Origin of the sequence: Curtobacterium sp. TXMA1 (assembly GCF_020162095.1) — a bacterium.
Lineage (GTDB): Bacteria > Actinomycetota > Actinomycetes > Actinomycetales > Microbacteriaceae > Curtobacterium.
Genome location: NZ_CP083910.1, coordinates 781,902 through 807,466, shown reverse-complemented (window position 1 = coordinate 807,466; position 25,565 = coordinate 781,902). Strand labels below are relative to the sequence as shown.

Below are 25,565 nucleotides of genomic sequence, written 5' to 3'. Positions count from 1 at the left end.
GGTCGGCGCTGTCGCCGGCATGCGGCACGATGGTGGGCATGGCGATCGAACAGGGCCCGCCGACGGCCGACAACCCGTGGCCCGTCGCCCTGCTCGGCGCGAAGCTCCGCGACTGGATCGACCGGCTCGGCACCGCCTGGGTCGAGGGTGAGATCACCCAGTGGAACGTCGCCGGCGGCAACGTGTACGGCAAGCTCAAGGACGTCGAGGTCGACGCGACCGTGTCGTTCTCGATCTGGTCGAGCGTGCGGTCGCGGGTGCCGGCTGACCTGGGGCAGGGCGCCCGGGTCGTCGCCGCGGTCAAGCCGAACTACTGGGTCAAGGGCGGCTCGCTGACGATGCAGATCGTCGAGATGAAGCACGTCGGGCTCGGTGACCTGCTCGAACGGCTGGAGCGGCTCCGCCGGACCCTGGCGGAGGAGGGGCTGTTCGACCCCTCCCGCAAGAAGCGTCTGCCGTTCCTGCCCCACCGCATCGGCCTCATCACGGGCAAGGACTCCGACGCCGAGAAGGACGTCAAGCGGAACGCGCAGCTGCGTTGGCCGCAGGTCGAGTTCCGCACCGTGCACACGGCGGTGCAGGGCGAACGCGCCGTCGGCGAGGTCACCGCGGCGATCGTCGAGCTCGACGCCGACCCAGAGGTCGACGTCATCATCGTGGCCCGGGGTGGCGGCGACTTCCAGAACCTGCTCGGCTTCAGCGACGAGGGGCTCGTCCGGACCGCCGCTTCCGCCACCACCCCGATCGTCTCGGCGATCGGGCACGAGGCAGACCGCCCGATCCTCGACGAGGTCGCCGACCTGCGTGCGTCGACCCCGACGGACGCCGCGAAGCGCGTGGTGCCCGACGTGGCCGAGGAACTCGCCAACGTGCGGCAGGCCCGGGCGCGGCTCGGACTCCGGCTCTCGCACACCCTGTCGGTCGAGGCCGACCGGATCGCAGCGCTCCGGTCGCGCCCGGCGCTGGCGTCGACCGCGTGGCTCGTCGACACCCGGGCAGAGGAGGTCGCCCGTGACCTGTCCCGTGCCCGCGAGCTGCTCGACCGACGGCTCGAACGCTCGCACAGCGAGGTCGGGCACCTGACCGGACGGCTCCGCGCGCTCTCGCCGCGGGACACCCTGCGTCGCGGGTACGCGATCGTGCAGCGGACGGACGGCGGTGTCGTGCGCGGCACCGAGGACCTCGACGGCGCGACGCCGGTGCACGTCACGCTCGGTGCCGGCACGGCGACGGGCACGCTGGAGCCGGAGGGGCCCGGACCGGACGGCTCCGGCGCGTAGCCGGTCAGGGCTTCGCCCGTCCTCCTCGGGCTGGGGCGTCGCCGGTCCTCCACGGGCTGGACGTCGCCGGTCCTCCACACCGTCGGGCGCGGTCGGCCGCGTCGGAGGGTGCTCGGTAGGATCGGGGTGTGTCATCCCAGCAGGAACCCGTGCCGTCCGACGTGCAGTCGCTGAGCTACGAGGCAGCGCGCGACGAACTCGTGCGCGTCGTCGGCGAGCTGGAGCAGGGGTCCGCGACACTCGAGCGTTCGCTCGCCCTCTGGGAGCGTGGCGAAGCACTCGCTGCCCGCTGCGAGGAGTGGCTCGTCGGCGCACGTGCCCGCCTGGACGCCGCCCGCGCCGCGTCGACCGGCGAGGGCACGCCGGACGCCCCGACGGACCAGGACGGAGCGGCACGGTGACCGACCCCGACGGACGCCCCATCGTCGCCGAGCTCGGTCGCCCGGAGACCCCCGAGGAGACCTGGGCCCGCAAGGACGCCGCGCGCCGCACCCGTCGCGAGCACCAGACCGCCTTCAACCTCGTCCTCGCGCTCATCGCCTCGCTCGGCATCGTCCTCTTCCTGGTCGCCGTGGTCGTCCGGCCCGACCAGACCGTCGACCGCTCCGTCGACTACCAGCAGGTGGCCGCCGGCGCGGACGTGCCCGGCGTGACGCTCGCGGCACCGGATCTGCCCGACGGCTTCACCTCGAACCGCGCCGACTTCCAGGACAAGACGTCGGACGGCGTCCGGGTCTGGACCGTCGGCCTCGTCACCCCGGACCGCCAGTACATCGGCCTGCAGCAGGGGATCGACGCGAACGCGTCGTGGGTGGCGAACCAGCTCGACCAGAAGCCCGCCACGGGCGACCGCACGATCGACGGCACGAAGTGGACCGTGTACGACCGCCGTGACGAGGGCAAGGACGCCGGCAACCACGCGTACTCGCTCGTCCACACCTTCGGTCGCGACACCATCGTCCTGTCCGGCACCGCCGACGACTCGTCGTTCACGACCGTCGCGAAGGCCGTCACCGAGCAACTCGCGAACTGACCCCACCCGACCGAACCCGAAGCACGAGGAAGACCATGCCCGACCGCGCCGCATCCACCCCGTCCGACGCCCTCCGCCTGCTCGTCGAGGGCAACGCCCGCTTCGCCGCTGACAAGCGCCGCACCGGCCGGATCGACCCGGACCGCCGTGGTGAGCTCACCGGCTCGCAGGCACCCTTCGCGACGGTGCTCGGCTGCTCGGACTCGCGCGTGCCGTTCGAGCACGTCTTCGACGCCGGCATCGGTGACCTGTTCGCGATCCGGAACGCCGGTCAGATCGTCGACGACGTCGTGCTCGGCTCGATCGAGTTCGCGGTCGTCGCCCTCGGCACCCCGCTCGTCGTCGTGCTGCGGCACACGAAGTGCGGTGCCGTGGCCGCTGCCCGTTCCGGCGAGCCCGTGCCCGCGCCGCACCTGCAGGCGCTCGTCGACGCGATCGCACCGAGCGTCGAGCAGGTCCGCGCGACCGACGCCGAGCTCCCGCAGGAGGCCGTCGGCGCCGCGCACCTCGAGGCCACGCTCCGCCAGGTGATCGAGCGTTCCGGTGTCGTCTCCGACGCGATCGCCGAGGGCCGGCTCGCCGTCGTCGGCGCGACCTACGACCTGGGGACCGGAGAGGTCTCCGTCGACACCGTCGTCGGCGAGGCCTGACCGGCACCGACGACGACCGTCCCGACACCGACGGGACACCACGACCGCACCGACGCGACCGCGCCGGCGCACCACAGGAAGGACCACGACGACGTGACCGACACCACCGCGACCACAGCCACGAACGGCGCTCCCGAGGGCGAGTACCGCATCGAGCACGACACGATGGGCGAGGTCCGGGTCCCGGCATCGGCCCTGTACCGTGCCCAGACCCAGCGCGCCGTCGAGAACTTCCCGATCTCGGGCAGCGGCCTCGAGCCGGCGCAGATCGTCGCCCTCGCGCGGATCAAGCGGGCCGCGGCGGTCGTCAACGGGTCCCTGGGGATCGTCGACCCGGCCGTCGCCGACGCCATCGCGCAGGCGGCGGACGCGATCATCGGCGGCGAGCACCACGACCAGTTCCCGGTCGACGTCTACCAGACCGGCAGCGGCACCTCGTCGAACATGAACATGAACGAGGTCCTGGCGACCCTGGCCACCCGCATCGCCGGCACGGACGTCCACCCGAACGACCACGTGAACGCGTCGCAGTCGTCGAACGACGTGTTCCCGACCTCCGTGCACGTCGCCGTGACCGAGGCCCTCATCCGCACGCTCGTCCCCGCACTCGAGCACCTGGCGGAGTCGCTCGAGGCCAAGGCGACGCTCTGGGCCGACGCCGTGAAGTCCGGGCGCACCCACCTGATGGACGCGACCCCGGTCACCCTCGGCCAGGAGTTCGGCGGGTACGCCCGCCAGGTCCGGCTCGGCATCGAGCGCGTGCAGGCCACGCTCCCCCGCGTCGCCGAGGTCCCGCTCGGTGGTACCGCGGTCGGCACCGGGATCAACACACCGAAGGGCTTCCCGCAGCAGGTCATCGCCCGCCTGGCCGAGGACACGGGGCTGCCGATCACCGAGGCGCTCGACCACTTCGAGGCGCAGGGCGCGCGGGATGCCCTGGTCGAGGCGTCTGGTGCCCTCAAGGTCATCGCGGTCAGCCTGACGAAGATCAACAACGACCTGCGCTGGATGGGCTCGGGGCCGAACACGGGCCTCGGCGAACTGCACATCCCGGACCTGCAGCCAGGCTCGTCGATCATGCCCGGCAAGGTGAACCCGGTCATCCCCGAGGCCACGCTCATGGTCGCGGCACGGGTCATCGGCAACGACGCGACCGTCGCCTGGGCCGGCGCGTCGGGAGCCTTCGAGCTCAACGTCGCCATCCCGGTGATGGGCACGGCGCTGCTCGAGTCGATCCGTCTGCTCGCGAACAGCTCGCGGGTGCTGGCCGACAAGACCATCGACGGGCTGCAGGCGAACCTCGAGCGCGCGCGGGCGTTCGCCGAGTCGTCGCCGTCGATCGTCACGCCGCTCAACCGTGTCATCGGCTACGAGGCCGCGGCGAAGGTCGCCAAGTACGCCGTCGCCGAGGGCATCACCGTCCGCGAGGCCGTCGTCGCCCTGGGCCACGTGGAGCGCGGCGAGGTCACCGAGGAGCAGCTGGACAGCGCTCTCGACGTGCTGTCCATGACGCACCCGAACTGACGGACGCCACCCACTGACGGACGGGAGGCGCGGTGCCGGCTGGCACCGCGCCTCCCGTCCGTCGTGCTGGTCGCGTGCGGCGCCGTCCGCGCCGGTCAGTACCGCGAGAGCGACAGACCGCCGCCAACCGTTCGCAGCGATCTGTCGCTTTCGCGGACAGAACAGGACGAGACCGGGCCCGCGCTAGCCCAGGTCGGGCGAGTCGAGCAACTCGGTGACGAGCGCCGCGATCGCGGACCGCTCCGAGCGGGTCAGCGTGACGTGGGCGAACAGCGGGTGCCCCTTGAGCCGCTCGATGACGCTCGCGATGCCGTCGTGCCGACCGACGCGCAGGTTGTCCCGCTGCGCCACGTCGTGCGTCAGGACCACGCGGGAGTTCTGCCCGATCCGGGACAGCATGGTGAGCAGCACGTTCCGCTCGAGGGACTGCGCCTCGTCGACGATCACGAACGCGTCGTGCAGGGAACGCCCGCGGATGTGCGTCAGCGGCAGGACCTCGAGCATGCCGCGCTCGACGACCTCGTCGAGGACGTTGTCGGACACCAGCGCGCCGAGGGTGTCGAAGACCGCCTGCGCCCACGGGTTCATCTTCTCGGCGGCGTCCCCGGGCAGGTAGCCGAGTTCCTGACCGCCGACGGCGTAGAGCGGGCGGAAGACCATGATCTTCTTGTGCTGCTGTCGTTCGAGCACGGCCTCGAGTCCGGCGCAGAGCGCGAGCGCCGACTTGCCGGTACCCGCGGAGCCGCCGAGCGACACGATGCCGATCTCGGGGTCGAGCAGGGCGTCGATCGCGAGCCGCTGCTCGGCGGAGCGGCCGCGCAGACCGAAGACCTCGCGGTCGCCGCGGACGAGCGACACGGCCCCGGCCTCGTGCACGCGTCCGAGGGCCGACCCGCGCTCCGAGTGGATGACGACACCGGTGTTCACCGGGACGCCGTCGAGTCGCGACGACCGGATCTCCTCGTGCTCGTACAGGTCGCTCATCTGCTCGCCGGACACCTGCAGGTCGGTGATGCCCGTGTAGCCCGAGTCGACGGCGAGCTCGGCGCGGTACTCCTCGGCCGCCATGCCGATCGACGAGGCCTTCACCCGCAAGGGCAGGTCCTTCGACACGACGACGACGTCGAGTCCGTCGTTCGCCAGGTTCGACGCGACCGCCAGGATGCGCGAGTCGTTGTCGCCGAGCTGCAGCCCCGACGGCAGGACGGACTGGTTCGAGTGGTTCAGTTCGACGCGGAACGACCCGCCGTCGTCGAGTGCGATGGGGAAGTCGAGTCGCTCGTGCTCGATGCGCAGTTCGTCGAGCAGCCGCACGGCCTGCCGCGCGAAGTACCCGATCTCCGGGTCGTTGCGCTTGGACTCGAGCTCGCTGACGACGACCACGGGCAGCACCACGGCGTGCTCGGCGAAGCGGAACAGGGCCCGCGGATCGCTGAGGAGCACCGAGGTGTCGAGCACGTACGTGCGTTGGGCGACCGATGTGGACGAGTCCGCGGTGGGCCGCTGGGCGGGTTCGCGAGAGACGTTGCGAGAGGTCACGACCACTCCATCCCCGGGCCGCGCTCGGCCCGGTCACTGTCCTCGACGCGGCCGTTGAGCGGTCCCGAAGCACCGTTGCCTGGCCGCTTCGACCGGGCACTGTGCCCGATGGGGCCAAGCTACGACCGGCCCCCGACACGCGCACCGCGACACGCGGTTCCGCAGGTTACGGTCGCGTGAACGCGCACCGCGGCGGCCGGGAGGCGCGGTGCGGGCCCGCCACGCGCCTCCCGTCCGGCCCGGGCCACGCTCGGCCGCACGCCTCCCGCTCCCGCCCGCTCGCTCGGTTCATTCCGCGAAAGCGACAGGCTGCCGCGGACGGTGCGCGGCAGCCTGTCGCCTTCGCGGCACAGACCACGCGGCAGCAGGGCGCAGGCCGCGCGGCAGCGGGGCGCAGGCCACGCGGGGGCTACTGCATGGTGGCGTAGGACAGGCAGGCGTCGCGGAACATGTCGAGCGTCGCGTCCGTGGTGGACGCGAACACCGACACCCGTGCGACCCCGAGCCGCGTCGTTGCGGTGACCCCGTGGTTGTGCAGCGCGGCGGACAGCGCGGTGAGCCGGCCCTGCGGCGGACGCAGCACGACGATGCCGGCACGCTCGCGCGGGTCGCGGCTCGACTCGACCGACAGGCCGAACTCGTCCGCGATGTCGAGCACCCGCTCGACCCGGTCGGCGACCCGCTCCTGCACGGCCCCGACCCCGACGGACACGAGGCGTTCGAGCGACACGGCCATGCGGGCCTGAGCGACCGGGTCGACGCGCGTCATCTGGTAGCCCGCGGCTCCCGGCTTCACCGACGGCACCTCAGTCGGCCACCCGGTCGTGCCGTGCGGGCCGGACAGCGCTGGACGCAGGCGGTTCAGGGCCCGGTCGCTGAACGCGACGAAGCCCGTGCCCCACCCGGCGTGCAGCCACTTCTGCCCGCCGGTGGCGACGACGTCGGCGACCTCGTACGGGGCGTCGACGACGCCGAATCCCTGGATGGCGTCGACGACGAGCAGGCGGTCACCGATGATCTCGCGGATCGCGGCGAGGTCGGCGAGGTACCCGGTCTGCCAGTCGACCAGCGACACGGCGACCGCGGTGACGTCGTCGGTCAGGCGCTCCCGGACGAGTGACGGGGTCATCCAGCCGGCACCGGACTCGACCACGACGGGCTGCACGCGACCACCGGTGGCCGACGCGGCGCTCGCGAGTGCGAGCGGCAGGGACGGGTACTCGTCGGCGGCGACGAGGACCCCACCGGTCAGGCCGAACGCGGTGTGCAGCAGTCCGGGGGTCGTCGCGGTCTGCGAGACGACCTGGTCCTCGCGGCGGCCGACGAGCCGGGCGGCGACGGTGCGCACCCGGGCGTCCTGCTCGTCGAGCGTCTCCATGGCACCGAAGCGCATGCGCTCCTGGATCGTGCCGAGGACGCGCTGCTCCTCGAGCACGGCGGTCTGCACGGGCCCGAAGGCGGCGTGGTCGAGGTAGCCGGACTCCTCGTCGAAGCCCGCCGCGTACTCGGCGATGTTCACAGGCGCAACCTTCCGTGGGACGAAAACCCTGTGAGCCTACTGGGACCGACCCCGCGCGGGCGAACCTGGGCCACTCGACGCACTCGCATCAGCACCCCGATGCGTCCCCGCTCGGGGCGCCGGAGTGTCGGAGCGGGCGACGATCAGCCGCCGAAGCGCCGCGACCGCAGACCGAAGTCGCGGACGGCGCGGAGGAAGTCGACCTCGCGCAGGTCCGGGTAGAAGGCCTCGACGAAGTAGAACTCGCTGTGCGCGCTCTGCCACAGCATGAAGTCCGAGAGCCGTTGCTCCCCCGAGGTCCGGATCACCAGGTCGGGGTCGGGCTGGCCCTGCGTGTACAGGTGGTCCCCGATGAGCTCGGGCGTCAGCACCTCGGCCAGGGTGTCGAGCGTGCCGCCGCCCTCGCCGTGTGCCCGGACGATGCTGCGCATGGCGTCCGCGATCTCCCGTCGGCCGCCGTAGCCCACCGCGAGGTTCACGTGCAGGCCGGTGTGGGCCGCGCTTCGTGCCTCCGCGTCGGCGAGCGCACCGAGCAGCCCCGCGGGCAGCCCCTCGTCGGAACCGACGTGCTGCACCCGCCAGTCGCGGTGTCCGGCGAGCGTCCCGGCGAGGTCGCCGATGATCCCGACGAGCTGCTCGAGCTCCTCGCCCCCGCGGCCGGTCAGGTTGTCGGCGGACAGCAGGTAGAGCGTCACGACCTCGATGCCGAGGTCGTCGCACCAGTCGAGGAACTCCGGGATCTTCGCGGCGCCCGCGCGGTGCCCGTGGGCGGCCGACTCGAGCCCGAGCTGCTTCGCCCAGCGACGGTTGCCGTCCACGATCATGGCGACGTGCTTCGGGATCGCCTGGCCGTCGATCTGCCGGCGGATACGACGCTGGTAGGCACGGTAGAGGACGCCGCGCCCTGCCCATCCCACCCTGCCGGTCACGCCACGACTGTAGTGCACCGCAGCCCCGACCGTGCCGAGCCGTGCACTCCCTGCTCCCGTTCGGCCAGGGGCCCTACTGTCACCCCATGCAGGACGAGACCGCCACGCTCCCCCACGTCCCGTTCACCGAGGAAGCGGCCAGCAACGAGCCGCCGCGCCCCGCCTGGCGCGGGTGGATCCACCTCGGCACGTTCCCGTTCGCCGTCGCCATGGGCGTCGTGCTGATCTGCCTCGCCGACAGCGCGGCGGCGAAGGCCGGCAGCGCCGTGTTCATGGCGACGTCCCTGCTCATGTTCGGGGTGTCCGCGACCTACCACCGCTTCCCGTGGGGCCCGACGGTCAAGAAGATCCTCAAGCGGATCGACCACACGAACATCCTGCTGCTCATCGCCGGCACCTACACGCCGATCGCGATCTGTGCCCTGCCGCACACGCTCATGGTCGTCGTGCTCTGGGTGATGTGGTCGGGTGCCGCGCTCGGCATCGCCTTCCGCGTCCTGTGGATCGGGGCGCCGCGCTGGCTCTACGTGCCGATCTACCTGGTGCTCGGCTGCGCCGCACTCGGCCTGCTCCCGCAGTTCTTCGCCGCGAGCATCCCGATGACGGTCCTCGTGCTCTCCGGCGGTCTGGCGTACGTCCTCGGCGCGCTGGTCTACGGCTTCAAGCGCCCGGATCCCGCGCCCTCCGTGTTCGGCTTCCACGAGGTCTTCCACGCCCTGACCGTCGTCGCGTTCGGCGCGCAGTGGGTCGGCGTGCTCATCGTCGCGCTGCACCCGGTGCGCTGACCGCGACCGCCGCGGACGGCCGGACCCGGACGGTCGGGGTGACCGGACGACGGACGGGAGGCCGTGGCTCACTCGCCACGGGCCTCCCGTCCGTCTGCTGGTGCCGTTCTCGGCGCGGGTGTCGTCGGGGACGTCAGCCGCGTTCGGTGTCGTCGCCCAGGTCGATCCGGCCGTCCTCGTCGGCGCGACGCGCCGGCTCGTCCGTCGTCGCGCTGCCGGCGTCGGACTCGAGCCGCTGGCGGATCTCCGCGCGGTAGCGGGTGCGACGGATGCGTCGGGTCATGTCGACCACGAGCAGGATCGTCACGACCGCGACCACCGCGATCGCCACGAAGCCGGCCACCCCGGGGGTGACGTCGACGTCGGGCACGACGGTCGGGCTCGGGCTGGGGGCGGCGGCAGCGATGGCCGTCAGGATGGTGCTCACGCGGTGGTGTCCTCGTCGTCAGGGAGCCCCGCGAACAGGTCGGACTCCGGCAGGTCGGTGGCCACGCGTGCCTCGACGAGCTGGTAGTCCTCGGTGGGCCACACCGTCGCGAGGAGGTCGTTCGGCCAGGAGAAGAAGAAGCTGTCCGGCGGCACCTGGCTGGCGTGCGCGTGCAGGGCGGCGTCGCGCGCGTCGAAGTACGCGCTGACGTCGACGTGCGTCGTCGCGAGGTCGGGTCGGTCGGAGAAGCGCTCGACCCACTCGCGGAGCTGCTCGATCGCCGGGCTGTCCGGGTCGCGCTCGCGCAGTGCGTCGTAGATCGTGCGGAAGCGGCGGGGGTTCATCGTGCGCTCGTAGTAGAGCTTGCTGACCGCCCACGGCTCCCCCGCGGCCGGGTACTTCGTCGGGTCGGCGGCGTCGCGCCACGCGGCCACGGAGACCTCGTGCGTGCGGATGTGGTCGGGGTGGGGGTAGCCGCCGTTCTCGTCGTAGGTGACGAGCACGTGCGGGCGGAAGCGGCGGACCACGCGGACGAGCGCCTCCGTCGAGTACTCCAGCGGGACGGTCGAGAACGTGCCCGGCCGGACCGACTCGCCCTGCTCGGCGTCCGGCAGCCCGGAGTCGTGGTAGCCGAGCCACACGTGCTCGATGCCGAGCGCCGCCTGCGCCGCGGCCATCTCGGACCGGCGGTAGCCGGCCATGTCGCGGTGCGCACGGCTCGTCGCGGGCTCGCCGAGCTGGTCGTTGAGGATGTCCCCGGCCTCGCCGCCCGTGCACGAGACGACCATCACCTGGTGGCCCTCGGCGACGTACCGGGCGGACGTCCCGGCACCCTTGCTCGACTCGTCGTCGGGGTGGGCGTGGACGGCCAACAGGCGGAACGGCACGAGGATCCTCACGGGAGCGGGTCGAGCGGGGCGCGCACGCGTCGACCGCGGGCGTGGGGGCAGCGCACAGCGGGGCGTGAACTACCCTGGGACCAGGATAATCACCCCGGGAGCCCCCAACTGTCCGAACCGCTGCACCCCACCGTCACCGCTCCGACCGCTGCCCCGGGCACGGCCGCGTCGCTGGACGATCGGTACGGGCGTACGCCGGACCGCCGGCGCCGCAGCAGGCTGTTCGGCATCGTCGCCGCGATCGCCGTCGTGCTGGTCTTCGTGGCCTGGGTGGTGTGGGCCGGGCTCGACCAGGAGTCGCACGGCCTCGACAACACCGAGCTCGGCTACACCGTGGTGTCCGACCACCGCACGGTCGTGCACTCGCAGGTCTCGGCCGACCCGGGCACCGAGGTCCGCTGCGCCGTGCAGGTGCTCGACAAGTCGTACTCGATCGTCGGGTGGAAGGAGGTGACGCTGCCGGCATCCGAGCAGCGCACCCGCTCGATCTCGACCGCGGTGAACACCACGACCCGCGGCGTGACCGGCTTGATCCACGACTGCTGGGTTCCCTAGACTCGACTGATTCGCGGACGAGACCGGCCACACCGGCCGGTCTCGTCCTTTGTCGAAAGGGAGACCGATGAGCAACGACACGCAGACCACCTGGCTGACCCAGGAGGCGCACGACCGTCTCACGGCCGAGCTCGAGCAGCTGTCGGGCCCGGCCCGCAAGGAGATCGCGGACCGCATCGAGGCGGCGCGTGAAGAGGGCGACCTCAAGGAGAACGGCGGCTACCACGCCGCGAAGGACGAGCAGGGCAAGATCGAGGCCCGCATCCGCCAGCTCACCGAGCTGCTCAAGCACGCCACGGTGGGCGAAGCCGACTTCGACGGCACCGTGGAGCCCGGCACCGTCGTCACCGCGGTCATCGCTGGCGACGAGTCGACCTTCCTCGTGGGCAACCGCGAGATCGTGGCCGAGGGCTCGGACCTGACCGTGTACAGCCCGGTCAGCCCGGTCGGTGCCGCGATCCTCGGGCTGCGCGAGGGCGAGGAGACGACCTACACCGCGCCGAACGGCAAGGAGATCAGCGTCGAGGTGACGAAGGTCGAGCGCTACCAGCCGTAGGCGCTGCGCGGCCGTGCGCGCTGCGCTGCTGCGCTGCTGCGCTGCTGCGCTGCTGCGCTGCTGCGCCGGATCGAACCACGCAACCGACGTGGAACCAGGCAACGACCCTGGTTCCACGTCGGTTTCCTGGTTCCACGACGGCCGCCGGGGGCAGCGTCAGCGCGGGACGACGTCGCGGTGCGCGAGCGGCCGGACGCACGGGAAGCACACGAGGTCCCCGACCCGGACATCAGCGGGCAGCAGCACCTCGTGCCCGGCCGTCCCGGTCGTGTTCGTCGCGAGCGTCACCTCGGCCACGGGAGCGACGCTGCGCCGGCCGATCAGTCGCACCTCGGTGAGCACGGCACAGTCGGGCACCGCTGCGTCGAGCTCGACGAAGACCACGCCCCACGGCCGCCGGACACGGGTGACCGTGGCCACGGTGACGCAGACGTCGGCGGGGTGCCAGTCGCGCGGACGGTACCGCGGGGGTGCCTGCTCCGCGGTGTGCACGCACGGGGTCCCGGCCACCGCGGCCAGACGCTGCATCGACACCGCGCGGACCCGCACGTCGTCGACGGTCGCCTCGGTGCGCGCCGGCCAGACGGTCGGGTCGAGCGGGTCGGGCAGCGAGGCGCGGAGTGAGGGCAGGATCGACGTGAGGGTCATGACGGGAGCATCACGCGCCTCCCGGCCGTTCGAGGCGTCGCTCACGCGACCCTGACGCCCGCGCGACCATCCCGTGCGCGCCGCTGACGCCGGACCTCCGTGACCGCGTCCGCGACCGGCGAAGACGGCGTCCTCGACGCACCGACGCGCGCCGGGGTGCCCGGGTCAGTTCTCGAGCAGTTCCGGGCGGAAGCCGACCTCGTGGAGGCGCTGGATGACCTCCTGCGCGTGCTCGGGACCGCGGGCCTCGATCGACAGGTCCAGGGCGACCTCGTTGATGACCAGGCCCTGCCCGTGCCGGGTGTGCAGCACCTCGACGACGTTGGCGCCGGCGTCCGAGATGACCTGCGCGACGCGGGCGAGCTGGCCGGGGCGGTCGGGCAGCATGATCCGGATGCCGATGTAGCGCGACGCGGCGACGAGACCACGGGTGATGATGCGCTCCATCATCAGCGGGTCGATGTTCCCGCCGCTCAGCAGCACGACCGTCCGACCGGTGTCGCGGACGGCGCCGGACATGATCGCGGCGACACCGACGGCGCCGGCAGCCTCGACCACGAGCTTCGCGCGCTCGAGCAGCACGAGCAGGGCGCGGGCGGTGTCGTCGTCGGACACGGTGACGATGTCGTCGACCAGGTCGCGGATGATCGGGAAGTTCAGGTCGCCGGGTCGAGCGACGGCGATGCCGTCCGAGATCGTCGGCTTCGTCGTGATCGTGACCGGCTCGCCGGCGGTGATCGACGACGGGTAGGCCGCGGCGTTCTCCGCCTGCACCCCGATCACCCGGATCGGGCGGCCCAGGCGCTCGGCCATCCCCTTCACCGCGAGGGCGATGCCGGAGATGACCCCGCCGCCGCCGATCGGCACGACCACGGTGTCGACGTCCGGCACCTGGTCGATGATCTCGAGCCCGAGCGTGCCCTGGCCGGCGATGACGTCGGGGTGGTCGAAGGGCGGGATGAACACCGCTCCGGTGTGGGCGGCGAAGTCCTTGGCGGCGCTCAGGGCCTCTTCCACGGAGTGGCCGCGCAGGACCACGTCGGCGCCGTAGTGGCGCGTCGCCTGGAGCTTCGGCAGCGCCACCCCACCGGGGTGAAGATCGTGGCCGGGATGCCGAGCTCGCGGGCCGCCAGGGCGACACCCTGCGCGTGGTTGCCGGCGCTCGCGGCGACGACACCGGCCGCACGCTGCTCGGGGCTGAGCGCGGCCAGACGGTTGTAGGCACCGCGCACCTTGTACGCGCCCGTCCGCTGCAGGTTCTCGCACTTCAGGTGCACCGGCGAGCCGAGCAGTTCGGCGAGGAACTGCGAGGTCTCCATCGGGGTGACGCGTGCGACGCCCGCGATCGTCCGCTGCGCGGCCTCGATGGCCGCCAGCGAGGGGAACGCCGCGGTCTGCTGCTGGGGCACGGAGGTGTCGGTCACGGTCCCATCATCGTCCGTCCCGGCCACAACGGCGAACTCGTGACGATCCGTCGGTGCGTGCCCGCTCAGCCGGCGGTGCCCTTCGTGGCGGTGGGCTGCTCGTCACTGCCCGGTGCCGGCACGCCCTCGGGGTGGCGCTTCCGCCAGCGGCGGCGCTTCTTGGCCTCGACGCTCGCGTGGTGGTCGCGCTGCTTGGCCTCGAGCACGTGGTCGGAGTCGAGGCCCTTCCACCGGCCGCTGGCGATCGTCGTCACCATCGAGTTCACGGTCGCGATGAGCGGCACGGCGAAGAACGCGCCGGCGATGCCCGCGAGTCCGGAGGCCGCAGTGACGCCGAGCACGACGGCGAGCGGGTGCACCTTGACGGCGCTGCCCATGACCAGGGGCTGCAGGATGTGCCCCTCGACCTGCTGCACGACCAGGATCACGCCGAGCATGATGAGCGCCGCGACCCAGCCGTTGAAGATGAGCGCGATGAAGACCGCGAGGAAGCCCGTCACGATGGCGCCGACGACCGGGATGAACGCGCCGAGGAAGACGAACACGGCGATCGGGATGACGAGCGGGAGCTGGAGCGCGGCTGCCCCGATGCCGATGCCCACGGCGTCGACGAAGGCCACGAAGATCTGCACACGGATGAAGCTCGTCAGCGTCGTCCACCCGGCGACCCCGGCGCCGTCGATGGCGGGTCGGGCCTTCTTCGGGAACAGCCGGACCGTCCAGCGCCAGACGTTCTTGCCGTCGATGAGCAGGAAGATCACCGTGAAGATGACCACGAACAGCCCGGTGAGCAGGTGGGTCAGCGAGGATCCCGCGCTCGCGACGCCGGACAGGATCGAGCCGGAGTTGCTCGACAGCCAGTCGGTCGCCTGGTTCAGGTAGTTGTTGAGGTCGGACTGGCTGATGCCGAGCCCGGAGTTGAGCACGAACTCGCGGATCGTGTCGTACTGCGAGAGCGTCCGGTCACGCAGCGAGGGGTAGGCCGCCGCGATCTGGTCGACCACGAGCCAGATGAGCCCACCGACGGCCGCGAGCCCCCCGACCAGGCTGACCACGACGGCGATCCACTTCGGCACGTGGTGGCGCTGCATCCAGTTCGACAGCGGCACGAGCAGGGCCGCTACGACGATCCCGATGAGGAACGGGATGAGGACCTCGCTGAAGAGCGTGACGAGGTAGATGAAGACCGCGACGACGCCGATGACGACGAGCACGCGCCACGACCAGGCGCCTGCGATCCGCATGCCCGTCGGCACGACCTGCTCGACGACGGGATCCGGATGCGTCTTCTTTCCCCAGGCCATGCGGCGAGTGTACCGACGGGTACCGGAGCGTGTTCCAGATGCGGCATACGTCCGTCCGACGTGGGTGTCGGCGCGGATCGGTAGCGTCGTGCCATGGTCAGGTCCACGCTCTCCGCCGCCGAGGCCCGCCGCGTCACCCTGGCGGCCCAGGGCTTCGGCGCTCCCGCCCGTGACGTGGTCGGCACCCGCACGCTGACGAGCACGATCGGCCGGCTCGGGCTCCTGCAGATCGACTCGGTGAACGTCTTCGAGCGGAGCCACTACCTGCCGCTCTTCGCCCGCCTCGGCTCCTACGACAAGACCGTGCTGGACCGACTCACCATGCGCCGCTCCGGCCCGTACGCCGAGTACTGGGCGCACGAGGCCGCGTTCCTGGCGCGCGCCGACCTCCCCCTCTTCCGCTGGCGCATGGACGCGTACCGCGACCGCGACGCCCGACCGAACCGGCTCGCGGGCGTCGAACGCACCGCGGACGTCCGCCGGGAGCTCCGCGCCCTGCTCGCCGCCGAGGGCCCCCTGCCCGCGAGCGCCGTCGAGCACGAGGCGAACGTCCGCCGCGGGCCGTGGTGGGGCTGGAGCGACGTGAAGGCCGGGCTCGAGCAGATGTTCCGCTGGGGCGAGGTGGTCAGCGCCGGCCGCGCCGGGTTCGAGCGCGTGTACGCCCTGCCCGACCAGGTGCTGCCGCCGGGCACGCTCGAGGGCGCTCCGGACCGGCACACCGCCGTCACGGAGCTGGTCCGGCGCGCCGCACGCGCGTCCGGTGTCGGGACCCGTGCGGACCTCGCCGACTACTTCCGTCTGCGCGCAGACGACACGACTGCCGCGATCGCCGAGCTCGAGGAGCGCGGCGAGGTCGTACCGGTCCGGGTGGAGGGGTGGAGCGACCGCGCGTGGATGCACGTCGACGCCCGGGTCCCGCGGCACGTCACGGCCGACGCGGTGCTCAGCCCGTTCGACCCGGTCGTGTGGTTCCGTCGCCGCGCGGAGCGCATGTACGACTTCCACTACCGGATCGAGATCTACACGCCGGCGCCGAAGCGGGTGTTCGGCTACTACGTGCTGCCCGTCCTGCAGGACGACCGCCTGACCGGACGCGTCGACCTGAAGAGCGACCGGCAGCGGGGCGTGCTCCGGGTGCGGACCGCCTGGCAGGAGCCGGGCGAGCGCCTGGACGCGGAGCGCCTCGCCGAGACCCTGCGGCGGGCGGCGGCGTGGCAGGGACTCGACGGTGTCGAGGTCACCGACCGTGGCACCGCGGCCGCAGCGGTCGCCGCGGCGCTCGGGGTCGCGCTCGTCCCGCACGAGGCGGCGGACGACGCCGATGCGGCTCCGGGCGACGACGCGGTCGCCTGAGGTCCGGCCAGGAGGCACGGTGCACCTCCGCCACGCCGGCCCTGCCCGGCCCTGTCCGGCCCGGTGGTCGCGCTGGCGCGCCGTGCTCGCGAGGCGCCGCGACGCAGGCGAGACGCCGCGATCCGCGCGAGACGCCGCGAGATCCGGGGGCGTCTCGCCGCGACGAGGCCGTCCCGCACCGACGTCGGCGTCTCGACGCGACGAGGTCGTTCCTCCGGACGCCGGCGTCTCGCCGCGACGAGGCCGACTCGCACCGACGCCGGCGTCTCGACGCCCGCACGTCAGAAGCGGTCCAGGCTCCCCCGCAGTCGAGCGACCCGGTCCGGCAGCGGCGGGTGGGTGGAGAACAGCCGGTCCATCACACCGGGACGCATCGGGTCGGCGATCCACAAGTGCGCCATCGACGAGTTCTGCGTGCGGGTCGGGCGGCCGTACGCCTGGAGCTTCTCGAGCGCACGGGCGAGTCCCTCGGGGTACCGCGTCGTCATCGCACCCGTGGCGTCCGCGAGGTACTCGCGCTGCCGGGAGACAGCCGCCTGCACCGCTGCGGCGGCGATCGGCGCGACGAGCACCGCCACGATCCCGGCGATGATCAGGATCGGGTTGCCGCCGCCGTTGTTGTCGTTGTTCCGTCCGCGACCGCTCAACCCGCTGAAGATCGAGATGCGCAGGAGCACGTCAGCCAGGAACCCGACCGCGACCACCAGGCCGAACACGATCGTCGAGACGCGGATGTCGTAGTTCTTGACGTGTCCGAGTTCGTGGGCCATGACGCCCTGCAGTTCGCTGTCGTCCATGATCGCCAGCAGCCCGGTCGTCGCCGCGACGATGGCGTGCTCCGGGTCACGGCCCGTGGCGAAGGCGTTGGGCGCGGGGTCCTCGATGACGAACACCCGGGGCATCGGCATGCCGTTCGTGATCGCCAGGTTCTCGACCGTCCGCCAGAGCCGCGGCTCCGTGGTGCGGTCGATCTCGATGCCGCCCGCGATCGCCGTCGCCTGTCGACCAGCCAGGAAGTACTGGAGCAGCGCGTACCCGAGTGCGACGACGAGGACGATCACCCCGACCGAGACGTTGCCCGCGAGGTAGCCGCCCAGGAACCCGAGCGCTCCGACGACGAGCAGGAACACCAGGATGATGACGACGGTGTTGCGCTTGTTCCGCGCGATGGCGCTGTACACGGGTCAGGCCGCCCCCGCCGCGGTCAGAACTGGACGCGCGGCGGTTCGGCGATCGCCGCGGGTTCTGCCGTCTCGAAGAACGACGCCTCGGTGAACCCCTTGCTCTTCGCGAACGTCGAGTTGGGGAAGACGCGGATCTTCGTGTTCAGCTCGCGCACGCCGCCGTTGTAGAAGCGTCGGGCGGCCTGGATCTTGTCCTCGGTGTCGACGAGCTCGGACTGCAGCTGCAGGAAGTTCTGGCTCGACTGCAGCTGCGGGTAGCCCTCGGCGACGGCGAACACGCTCTTCAGGGCCTTCTGCATGTGCCCCTCGGCCACCGAGGCGGTCGAGGCGTCACCGGCACCGAGGGTCTCGGCGCGGGCGCGCGTCACCGACTCGAACACGGCCTTCTCGTGCGCGGCGTACCCCTTCACCGTGTCGACGATGGTGGGGATGAGGTCTGCGCGGCGCTTCAACTGCACCGTGATGTCGCTCCACGCCTCGTCCACGCGCAGCTTCAGCGTGACGAGCGAGTTGTAGGTCACCCAGAGGTAGATCCCGATCACGACGAGCAGGACCACCACCACTCCGACGACGATCAGCGTCGTGACGAGTCCGGTGTCCATCTGGGCGTACTCCTTTGCGCGTCGGGTCCGGCGCGGTGGGACTGCGACCGGTGCGTGGCCGTGGGACGACCGTCCACGAGTGTACCGAGGCGCACCGGGACGACCCGTTCCCGCAGTGTGGTTCACGGGTGATTCCCGAGTGGCGTCCACCCGCCGTCCGGCGACCGCCGTCGCAGGGAGGCTGCGGGCGCACGTCGTGGGACACATCATCCGGGTGGCGGATTGACCCGGGCCGGATCATCACGTGTGATGGAACCGGTGGACACGCTCGGGGACAACGTGCAGCAGGGGACCGTCGGGGACGGCGGTCCCGTCGGTCGACCCCGATCCCGCTCCGGACTGCTGACCGCGGGCCTGGCGATCGCGATGACGGCCGGCGCGTTCCTGCTCGGGCCGTCGCCCGCCTCCGCGACGACGACCTCGACGACCTCGACGACCACCACGACCACCACCACCGCAGCTGCGTCCGAGCACACAGCAGAGCCCCCGAGCATGGGTACCGCGACCACCGCCAGCACCGGCGGCGAGCCGCAGCAGGACGACGACGCGGCCCGGACGGCCTCCCCGACGCCCTTCCCCCAGTTCGGCACGCTGCCACCCGACACCGGGTCCCCATCGCCGTCGCCGACCGAGCGCCCCGCCGTCCGTCCGACCATCGCCGACCCGGGCGACGTCACGACCGCGACCGTCCGGCTCCACGGCAGTGGTACCCCTGGGCACCGGGTACGCGTCGCCGGACCCGCCGTGACCGGCTCGACCGGATGCACGGCGACTGTGTCCACGGACGGGTCGTGGGCGTGCATCGCCACCGTCCGGTCGGGCCCGCAGCAGGTCTTCACGGTGGTCGACGAGACGGACACCGCGCTCGGGTCCTCCCGCGCGCCGGCGTCCGACGTCGTGGTCCCTCCGGTCGTCACCACTGATCGCCCGACGTCGGGCCCCGTGTCCGGCACCGGTCTGCCCGGGGCGACGGTCGCCGTGTCCGTCTCCGGCACGCCGGCCGACCGGACCGCTCGGGTGGACGCCAGCGGCCACTGGACCGTCGCGCTCCCCGGCAGCTCCCGTGACGGCCGCGTCACGGTCTCCGCGGCCCAGACCGCGAGCACCGGCAACGGCTTCCGCTCCGACCTGCGGAGTGCCCCCTCCGCTCCACGCACGGTCGTCGTCGACCGGACCGCGCCGGCAGCGCCGGTCGTCACGGCACCGGGAGCCGACGAGCGCGTCCGCTCCCAACCGTTCACGGTGCGCGGGACCGGCGAGGCCGGCGCGGTCCTGACGGTGTACCTCGACCGCTCACCGGTGTGCCGGACCGACGTGGGTCCGGACGGCCGGTGGTCGTGCACGACGACCGGCACGACCGCAGCCGCCGGGACCCGGACCGTGAGCGCGATGCAACAGGACGCCGCGGGCAACTCGTCGCCGTCGTCGGCCGGCGTCCGGGTGGCACTGTCCGGCTCGACGCCCACCGGGGGCTCGAGCGCGAGTGCCTCCGGCCCGGCGGTCGGACCAACGTCGTCGTCCGCAACGCCGGGCTCGCCCGGAGCACCGGGGGCGACCGCGGGTGGCGGCGGCGATCCGACCGGCACCGACCCGACGGGCACCGCGTCGTCCGGCACCGGCACGGGCGGTGGCACGACCGGGGCGGCAGGCTCCGGCGCCGGCGGCACCACGACGGGCGTCCCGGACTGGTCCGGCCCCGCCGGCGACTGGACCGCCGGCACGGCCTACGACCGCGGTGTCCGGTCCGTCCAGGCGTCGTTCTCGTGGGGCACCGTCCTGCTCGCGACGGGGGTGGCAGCCGGGTTCCTCGTGCTCGTCGCGGTCCCGCTCGCGATGGTCGGCGCCGCCGTCCGCGGTCGTCTCCGCAACCCGTTCACCGCCCTGCTCGGCCGCAACCGCTCGCGGCGGGACCGCCGGCTCGGCGACGAGGTCCTGCCGACGTGGGCAGCGGCGGCCCTCGGCGTCGGGATCGTCGTCGTGACGACGCTCCTCGGCGTCGGCACCTCGCTCGAGGCCCGCTACGTCCGCCTCGCGCTCGGGGTGCTGTTCGGCTCGGCCGTCACGACCGCGGCCGTCGTCCTCGCCACCCGCTGGGCCGCCGGCCGGGACCGCACCGCCGTCGGCTTCCGCGTCTCGCCGTGGCTCGTGCTCGCCGCCGTCGCGGGGTGCGCCCTGACCCGGGTCGCCGACCTCTCCCCCGCCCTGGTCGTCGGCGCCGTACTCGTGCCCGTCGGACGACCGGGCGCCGACACCGCCGCCCTGCGTCTCGGGTCGAGCGTCGCCCGCGGGGTCCGGAGCGCCACCGCCCGCTCGGTCGCGCTGCTCGGGGTCGCCGCCACCGGCTGGGTCCTGCACTCGCTCGTCGGCGGCTCGGGGTTCTGGACGACGCTCACGGCCGAGTTCGCCACCACGCTGTGCGTCGGGGCGGTCGGCGCGCTCGTGGTCACCCTGCTGCCGTTCCCCGGGTCGGCGGGCGCGGCGCTCGTCACCGGGGCACGAGCCCGCTGGGTCGCGCTCACGGCCGGCGCGGTCGCGCTGGCGGCACTCGCCACGGGCGCACCCGCCCCCGCGGTCCCCTCGCCGACGGAGACCGCGGTCGCCGGCGGCCTCTGTGCCCTCGCGGTCGCCTGCTGCTGGGTCTGGGTGCGCAGGTCGCGCGCGGCGGCCGCGCCGCAGCGCTGACGGACGAGGGCCCCGCCGCCCCGACGCGACGCACGGGACACGCGCGGTGCGTCCGTCACGCACCGCCGGGCTCGCCGCCGACCGGACGAGGGCACGTCACCGGACCCGCCACGCACCTCCCGGCTCACGCGTACCGGACGGGAGGCACGTCACCGGACCCGCCACGCGCCTCCCGGCCCGCGCATCCCCGAGACGGCGCGCACGACCGGCCGTCACGCACCTCCCGACCGCACGCCGTCAGGCACCGGCCGCCGGCCGCCGGACCGGCTCAGGCCGCGTGGTGCGGGGCGTTCCGCCGGAACAACCCGGGCAGCAGCCCGCCGATCTTCGTGCCGATGCAGAGGCTGACGAACGTCGCGAGCGGGGTGCCGAGGGCGACCGGGTCGAAGGTGGTGACCGCGACGAGCCCCACGGTGCCCGGCACGAGGAGCAGGAACGCGGGGAAGAACGACACCGTCGCCGGGATCACCGGCACGAGGCGCTCGAGCAGGCGCGTCGCGACGAACAGCAGTGCGGCCGCAGCGCCCGTGGCGACGACGCTCCCCCAGACGGGCGTGGTGCCGCTGACGACCGCGTAGGCGCTCGTCATGACGGCGACGGACACCAGAGTGAGCCGCCAACCGGAGCGGAACACCAGCCCGAGGCCGACGGCCAGACCGACCACCGCGACCCAGGACACCCAGTAGGACGGCACGGCCTCCCACCCGCCGCGGAGGGTGCCGACGCCGGCGACCTCGCCGACGAGCGCCGCGGACGACGGGTCCACCCGCAGCCCGGTCAGCGCGCTGCCCGCGGCGATGCCCGCTGCCATGAACCCGAGCGTGATGAGTCCCTGCACGAGCCGCGAGGCACCGGTCACGATGTCGGCAGCGGTGAGCTCGAGCAGCGCGTTGGTGATGAGCGCGCCGGGCACGAACACCGCCACGGGTGCACAGACGGCGAACAGCGGCACGTGGTCGAACCCGGTCCCGGCGGCGACGAGGCCGACGACGCTCGTCGACATGAAGGCGGCGAGGAACGGGATGATCGCGACGGCCTCACGGAAGCGACGGAGCAGCAGGCTGAGCCCACCGACCAGGGCGCCGACGACGAGCGCGAGCACGATCGCCCACCACGGGCAGCGGAACACGACCGCCAGTCCGACCGAGGTCAGGGCGTTGCCGGCGATCCAGGGCAGCGCCGGCGGCGGGACGGTGCCCGATCGGATGGCGCGCACACGGGCGGGGATCTCGGCGAGGGCGATCGACCCGCGCTCCAGGCCGAGCACCAGGCGGTTCGCGCGTGCTGCCTGCCGGGAGGAGAGCTCGACGCCCTCGGCGTTCACGATCGTGGCGGCGCCGGTGGCGACCTCGCTGACCATGACGAGCGCGGGCAGGACCCCCACGGCGAGCGTGCGGCCGACCCCAGCGGCGTCGCGGGCCTTCTCGAGTGCGGAGCGGACGTCGGTCACGGAGCTGCCGGCGTCGAGCAGCAGCGCCCCGAGGGTGCCGAGCAGCATGCCCGTGGGGACCGTCTCGCCGTCGACGACCTCGACGTGCGCCTCGGGTCGGTTGAGGGCGTTGCGCAGGTTCGCGAGGGCGCTTCCGAGTCCGACCACGGGACGATCGTAGGGGCCACGCGAGGGCTCCGCGAAAGCGACAGTTCGCCCCCGACTGTCGGGCGAACACTGTCGCTCTGGGAGAACGACCGCGCCGCCGTCGGTACCCCCGGTGGGACTCGAACCCACAACTCGGCGATTTTAAGTCGCATGCCTCTACCGATTGGGCCACGGGGGCGGGCCGCAACAGCCTACCGACGCGACGACGGCCGCCGCCCCACGCGAGGGCGACGGCCGTCGGTCGTCTGGTGCCGGTGCTACTTGGCGTCGGCCGGAGCTGCGACCGGCGCAGCGTCCTTCGAGACGTCCTCCGCCGGGGTGGCGTACGCCGGGCCGGCGGCGTCGGCGGGCTTGCCCTCCTCCGGAGCCGGGGCTGCGACGGCCTTCGGCTCCTCGGCAGCAGCGGGCTTCGGCCGCGACGCGAAGGCCTCGAACGCGGCACGCGGGGTCTCGCGGTCGTCGAGCGACGCGATGTCACGGCCCAGGAAGAAGCCGCCCACCCAGTCGCCGATGACGCGCCACTTGCGCTCCCACGACGGCATCGCGAGACCGTGGTAGCCACGGTGCGCGCCCCAGGCCAGGAAGCCCTTCATCGCGAACTTGCCGGACTGGAACACACCGGTACCGAGACCGAGGCCCGCGACGGCGCCGAGGTTCTCGTGCTTGTAGTCGTTCGTCGCCTCGCCGCGGATCACCGCGACCAGGTTCTTCGCGAGCTGCTTCGCCTGGCGCACGGCGTGCTGGGCGTTCGGCACGCAGAAGCCGCCGACACCGCCGCCGGTCAGGTCCGGGACCGCCGCGACGTCACCGCAGGCCCACGCGTCGGCGATCACGCCGTTGTCGTCGACCACGCGGAGGTCGGGCTGCACCCGGATGCGACCGCGCTGCTCGAGCGGGAAGTCGGTGCCCTTGACCATCGGGTTCGCCATGACGCCGGCGGTCCAGATGATGAGGTCGGACTCGATCGTCTGGATCGACTCGTCCTTGGCCTTGAGCTGGCAGACGCCGCCCTCGGCCGAGGCCAGCTGGGTCTCGAGGTGCACCGTGGCACCGCGGGACGCGAGGTTCTCGAGCACCCAGTGCGAGGTCTCGAGCGACACCTCGGGCATGATGCGGCCCATCGCCTCGACCAGGTGGAAGTGCGTGTCGTCGAAGGACAGCTGCGGGAAGCTCTTCAGCAGGTCGGACGCGAAGGAGCGGAGCTCGGCGAAGACCTCGATGCCGGCGAAGCCACCGCCGACCACGACGACGGTGAGCAGGCGGTCACGCTCGGGACCGGCCGGCAGGTTCGCCGCCTTGTGGAAGTTCGTGAGGATCTTGTCGCGGATCGCCGCGGCCTCCTCGATGGTCTTCAGGCCGATGGCCTCGTCCGCGACACCCGGGATCGGGAAGGTGCGCGAGACGGCACCGGCGGTCATCACGATCTGGTCGTAGGACTCCTCCCACGCCTCGCCCTCGGCCGGGGTGATCGTCGCGGTCTTCGTGGCGTGGTCGACCTTCGTGACCTTCGCCGTGACGACGCGCGTCTTCTTCAGGTGACGACGGTGCGAGACGATCGCGTGACGCGGCTCGATCGAACCGGCGGCGACCTCGGGCAGGAACGGCTGGTACGTCATGTACGGGAGCGGGTCCACCATGGTGACCTCGGCTTCACCCTGACGCAGGTGCTTCTCGAGCTTCCAGGCGGTGTAGAAACCGGCGTAGCCGCCGCCGACGACGAGGATCTTGGGCACGGGGGATGATCTCCTTGGAGTGGGGTGGTTGCTTGCCGGGAGGCTGGTCAGACTTCGCCGCCACCCGCCCCGACTCCAGCGTCTGCGATGCCATCATACGCCCGGCACTCACACCGGGAGGGCGACCAGTCCACGCGCTCGAGCGCGAGGTCGCCGATGGGGTTGACGCCGGGTCCGGCAGCGAGGGCGTGGCCGACGAGGGCGTGCAGGCACTTCACACGGGTGGGCATGCCACCGGCGCTGATGCCGTCGATCTCGTCGACGTGCTCGATCGACTCGCGGTCCGCCAGGTAGGACTCGTGGGCCGCGCGGTACTGCGCCTCGACGGTCTCGTCCTCGAGCAGGGCGGCGAGCTCGGGCATGACGTGGTTCGCCTCGAGCGTGCTCACGGCCGCGGTGGCGGCGGGGTGGCACAGGTAGTAGAACGTCGGGAACGGGGTGCCGTTCGCGAGCCGGGGCTTCGTCGACACGACGGTGGGGTTGCCGCACACGCACCGTGCCGCGATCCCGACGACGTCGCGGGCCGGTCGCCCGAGCTGCGCCGAGACGACCTGGATGTCGCGGTCGGACGGCGGGTCGAAGGGAGGGGTCGTCACGGGCACGTGAGCCTACCCGAGTCCCGCCCGCGGGCCTACTTCGTGTCGGCGGTGGCGGCGCCGGTCGGGTCCCCGGTGCCCGAGACGTCGGGAGCGACGAGCTGCTCGGTGGTCTTCTCCGTCAGGCCGGACTGCAGCACGCTGGAGAGCATCGCCTGCACCCAGTCGACCTTCGGCGTCTGCACGGTCGAGCTGACCGGGCTGCCGGAGTCCGTCTCGGCACGGTCGGACCCCTTCGCCTGCTCGGCGCCCATCACGAGGTAGCTCTCCTCGCCCGGGTACACGTAGAGCAGCCGGTCACGGGCCTGCGCCTCGATGTAGGCCGGGTCGTCCCACCGTGCGACGTCCTGCTTCTTCTGGCTGACGTCCGCCTTCTGCGCCGCCACCTCGCGCTGCTGCTGCGCGATCTGCTCCTGCTGCTGGATCAGTGTGCGCAGCGAGGGAGCGAGCACGACGACGAACAGCACGATGATGGCCAGCATGAGCAGGCTGAACCCCGAGAACCGGATCGACCGGTACCAGGGCTGCTCGTGCGCGCCGGACTCCGGCACGGCCACGGGGATGCGGCGGACGCGGGGCTTCTGGCTGGGCACGGCTCGACGATAACCGGCCGGCGTCGGTCGCGTGGCCCGGCACGCGGGCCGGCACGCGTCGCTCGGTACCCTCCCAGCGGACGGGAGGCGCGGCGCACGGCCGCCACGCGCCTCCCGTCCGACGCTCGGTCCGGCCGCACGCCCGCCCCGGCC

General features: G+C 72.6%; 23 protein-coding genes, 1 tRNA gene and 1 pseudogene. 10 read left to right on the top strand and 15 right to left on the bottom strand.

Annotated features, from left to right (window positions below; genetic code table 11):
• Nucleotides 1-38: 38 nt before the first annotated feature.
• From xseA to LCG91_RS03880, 5 genes are all read left to right on the top strand, one after another.
• Nucleotides 39-1,280 (top strand): exodeoxyribonuclease VII large subunit, encoded by a 1,242-nt coding sequence (gene xseA / locus LCG91_RS03900; protein WP_263480173.1) that lies wholly within the window; start codon nucleotides 39-41, stop codon nucleotides 1,278-1,280.
• Between the two features lie 128 nt (nucleotides 1,281-1,408).
• Entirely contained in the window at nucleotides 1,409-1,681 is a 273-nt protein-coding gene (locus LCG91_RS03895) for an exodeoxyribonuclease VII small subunit (protein ID WP_058728099.1), read from the top strand.
• A complete protein-coding gene (locus LCG91_RS03890) occupies nucleotides 1,678-2,313 on the top strand; it encodes a DUF4245 domain-containing protein (protein ID WP_224442560.1) in 636 nt (211 codons plus the stop codon). The genes LCG91_RS03895 and LCG91_RS03890 overlap by 4 nt, the downstream gene beginning before the upstream one ends.
• Before the next feature lie 35 nt (nucleotides 2,314-2,348).
• Complete coding sequence (locus LCG91_RS03885) at nucleotides 2,349-2,963, top strand: carbonic anhydrase (protein WP_058748621.1); 615 nt, start codon at nucleotides 2,349-2,351, stop codon at nucleotides 2,961-2,963.
• Nucleotides 2,964-3,056: 93 nt separating this feature from the next.
• The gene (locus tag LCG91_RS03880; RefSeq protein ID WP_082687359.1) at nucleotides 3,057-4,487 is read left to right on the top strand and encodes a class II fumarate hydratase; all 1,431 of its coding nucleotides are present in this window, start codon (nucleotides 3,057-3,059) and stop codon (nucleotides 4,485-4,487) included.
• Between the two features lie 183 nt (nucleotides 4,488-4,670).
• Here the strand turns inward: LCG91_RS03880 and LCG91_RS03875 are convergent, their stop codons facing one another.
• The 3 genes from LCG91_RS03875 to LCG91_RS03865 all read right to left on the bottom strand — a co-directional run bounded on the left by LCG91_RS03875 (nucleotide 4,671) and on the right by LCG91_RS03865 (nucleotide 8,474).
• A complete protein-coding gene (locus tag LCG91_RS03875) occupies nucleotides 4,671-6,032 on the bottom strand; it encodes a PhoH family protein (RefSeq protein WP_224442559.1) in 1,362 nt (453 codons plus the stop codon).
• 403 nt (nucleotides 6,033-6,435) lie between these two features.
• Nucleotides 6,436-7,545 carry an aminotransferase class V-fold PLP-dependent enzyme gene (locus tag LCG91_RS03870; RefSeq protein ID WP_224442558.1) on the bottom strand — a complete coding sequence of 370 codons (1,110 nt, stop codon included), beginning with the start codon at nucleotides 7,543-7,545 and terminating at the stop codon, nucleotides 6,436-6,438.
• Between the two features lie 143 nt (nucleotides 7,546-7,688).
• Nucleotides 7,689-8,474, bottom strand: a complete 786-nt coding sequence (locus LCG91_RS03865; protein WP_224442557.1) for an isoprenyl transferase — start codon at nucleotides 8,472-8,474, stop codon at nucleotides 7,689-7,691.
• Nucleotides 8,475-8,560: 86 nt separating this feature from the next.
• Here LCG91_RS03865 and trhA point away from each other — a divergent pair, with 86 nt between their 5' ends.
• Nucleotides 8,561-9,259: a PAQR family membrane homeostasis protein TrhA gene (trhA, locus tag LCG91_RS03860; RefSeq protein ID WP_058748619.1), complete on the top strand. Its 699-nt coding sequence runs from the start codon at nucleotides 8,561-8,563 to the stop codon at nucleotides 9,257-9,259.
• A 133-nt stretch (nucleotides 9,260-9,392) separates the two neighbouring features.
• On the opposite strand, the gene LCG91_RS03855 is transcribed toward trhA, so the two are convergent.
• Both LCG91_RS03855 and mca read right to left on the bottom strand, forming a co-directional pair.
• Nucleotides 9,393-9,686 (bottom strand): hypothetical protein, encoded by a 294-nt coding sequence (locus LCG91_RS03855; protein WP_224442556.1) that lies wholly within the window; start codon nucleotides 9,684-9,686, stop codon nucleotides 9,393-9,395.
• On the bottom strand, nucleotides 9,683-10,573 hold the full coding sequence (gene mca, locus LCG91_RS03850) for a mycothiol conjugate amidase Mca (RefSeq protein WP_224442555.1): 891 nt from the start codon (nucleotides 10,571-10,573) through the stop codon (nucleotides 9,683-9,685). The genes LCG91_RS03855 and mca overlap by 4 nt, the downstream gene beginning before the upstream one ends.
• On the opposite strand from mca, the gene LCG91_RS03845 reads away from it, so the two are divergent.
• Complete coding sequence (locus tag LCG91_RS03845) at nucleotides 10,481-11,140, top strand: DUF4307 domain-containing protein (RefSeq protein ID WP_318010449.1); 660 nt, start codon at nucleotides 10,481-10,483, stop codon at nucleotides 11,138-11,140. The genes mca and LCG91_RS03845 overlap by 93 nt on opposite strands.
• Before the next feature lie 67 nt (nucleotides 11,141-11,207).
• Entirely contained in the window at nucleotides 11,208-11,696 is a 489-nt protein-coding gene (gene greA / locus LCG91_RS03840) for a transcription elongation factor GreA (protein ID WP_058728093.1), read from the top strand.
• A gap of 156 nt (nucleotides 11,697-11,852) precedes the next feature.
• Here greA and LCG91_RS03835 read toward each other — a convergent pair whose 3' ends face one another.
• The 3 genes and pseudogenes from LCG91_RS03835 to LCG91_RS03825 form a co-directional block, all read right to left on the bottom strand.
• The gene (locus LCG91_RS03835; protein WP_224442553.1) at nucleotides 11,853-12,344 is read right to left on the bottom strand and encodes a hypothetical protein; all 492 of its coding nucleotides are present in this window, start codon (nucleotides 12,342-12,344) and stop codon (nucleotides 11,853-11,855) included.
• A 165-nt stretch (nucleotides 12,345-12,509) separates the two neighbouring features.
• Nucleotides 12,510-13,753, bottom strand: a pseudogene (ilvA, locus tag LCG91_RS03830) (threonine ammonia-lyase).
• An 80-nt stretch (nucleotides 13,754-13,833) separates the two neighbouring features.
• Nucleotides 13,834-15,072 (bottom strand): AI-2E family transporter, encoded by a 1,239-nt coding sequence (locus tag LCG91_RS03825; RefSeq protein ID WP_058728091.1) that lies wholly within the window; start codon nucleotides 15,070-15,072, stop codon nucleotides 13,834-13,836.
• 93 nt (nucleotides 15,073-15,165) lie between these two features.
• Between LCG91_RS03825 and LCG91_RS03820 the strand changes: the two genes are divergently transcribed.
• Entirely contained in the window at nucleotides 15,166-16,425 is a 1,260-nt protein-coding gene (locus tag LCG91_RS03820; RefSeq protein ID WP_224442552.1) for a winged helix-turn-helix domain-containing protein, read from the top strand.
• A 281-nt stretch (nucleotides 16,426-16,706) separates the two neighbouring features.
• Here LCG91_RS03820 and LCG91_RS03815 read toward each other — a convergent pair whose 3' ends face one another.
• Complete coding sequence (locus LCG91_RS03815; RefSeq protein WP_224442551.1) at nucleotides 16,707-17,606, bottom strand: M48 family metalloprotease; 900 nt, start codon at nucleotides 17,604-17,606, stop codon at nucleotides 16,707-16,709.
• 23 nt (nucleotides 17,607-17,629) lie between these two features.
• Nucleotides 17,630-18,211: a LemA family protein gene (locus tag LCG91_RS03810; RefSeq protein WP_058748612.1), complete on the bottom strand. Its 582-nt coding sequence runs from the start codon at nucleotides 18,209-18,211 to the stop codon at nucleotides 17,630-17,632.
• Nucleotides 18,212-18,460: 249 nt separating this feature from the next.
• Between LCG91_RS03810 and LCG91_RS03805 the strand changes: the two genes are divergently transcribed.
• Entirely contained in the window at nucleotides 18,461-20,893 is a 2,433-nt protein-coding gene (locus LCG91_RS03805; RefSeq protein WP_224442550.1) for an Ig-like domain-containing protein, read from the top strand.
• Between the two features lie 268 nt (nucleotides 20,894-21,161).
• Here LCG91_RS03805 and LCG91_RS03800 read toward each other — a convergent pair whose 3' ends face one another.
• The 5 genes from LCG91_RS03800 to LCG91_RS03780 form a co-directional block, all read right to left on the bottom strand.
• Complete coding sequence (locus LCG91_RS03800) at nucleotides 21,162-22,490, bottom strand: threonine/serine exporter family protein (RefSeq protein WP_224442549.1); 1,329 nt, start codon at nucleotides 22,488-22,490, stop codon at nucleotides 21,162-21,164.
• Nucleotides 22,491-22,594: 104 nt separating this feature from the next.
• Nucleotides 22,595-22,668, bottom strand: a tRNA-Leu gene (locus LCG91_RS03795).
• Nucleotides 22,669-22,747: 79 nt separating this feature from the next.
• A complete protein-coding gene (locus LCG91_RS03790; protein WP_058728086.1) occupies nucleotides 22,748-24,223 on the bottom strand; it encodes an NAD(P)/FAD-dependent oxidoreductase in 1,476 nt (491 codons plus the stop codon).
• Between the two features lie 47 nt (nucleotides 24,224-24,270).
• A complete protein-coding gene (locus LCG91_RS03785) occupies nucleotides 24,271-24,819 on the bottom strand; it encodes a DUF501 domain-containing protein (protein ID WP_224442548.1) in 549 nt (182 codons plus the stop codon).
• A 35-nt stretch (nucleotides 24,820-24,854) separates the two neighbouring features.
• On the bottom strand, nucleotides 24,855-25,412 hold the full coding sequence (locus LCG91_RS03780) for an FtsB family cell division protein (protein ID WP_058728085.1): 558 nt from the start codon (nucleotides 25,410-25,412) through the stop codon (nucleotides 24,855-24,857).
• Nucleotides 25,413-25,565: the final 153 nt, after the last annotated feature.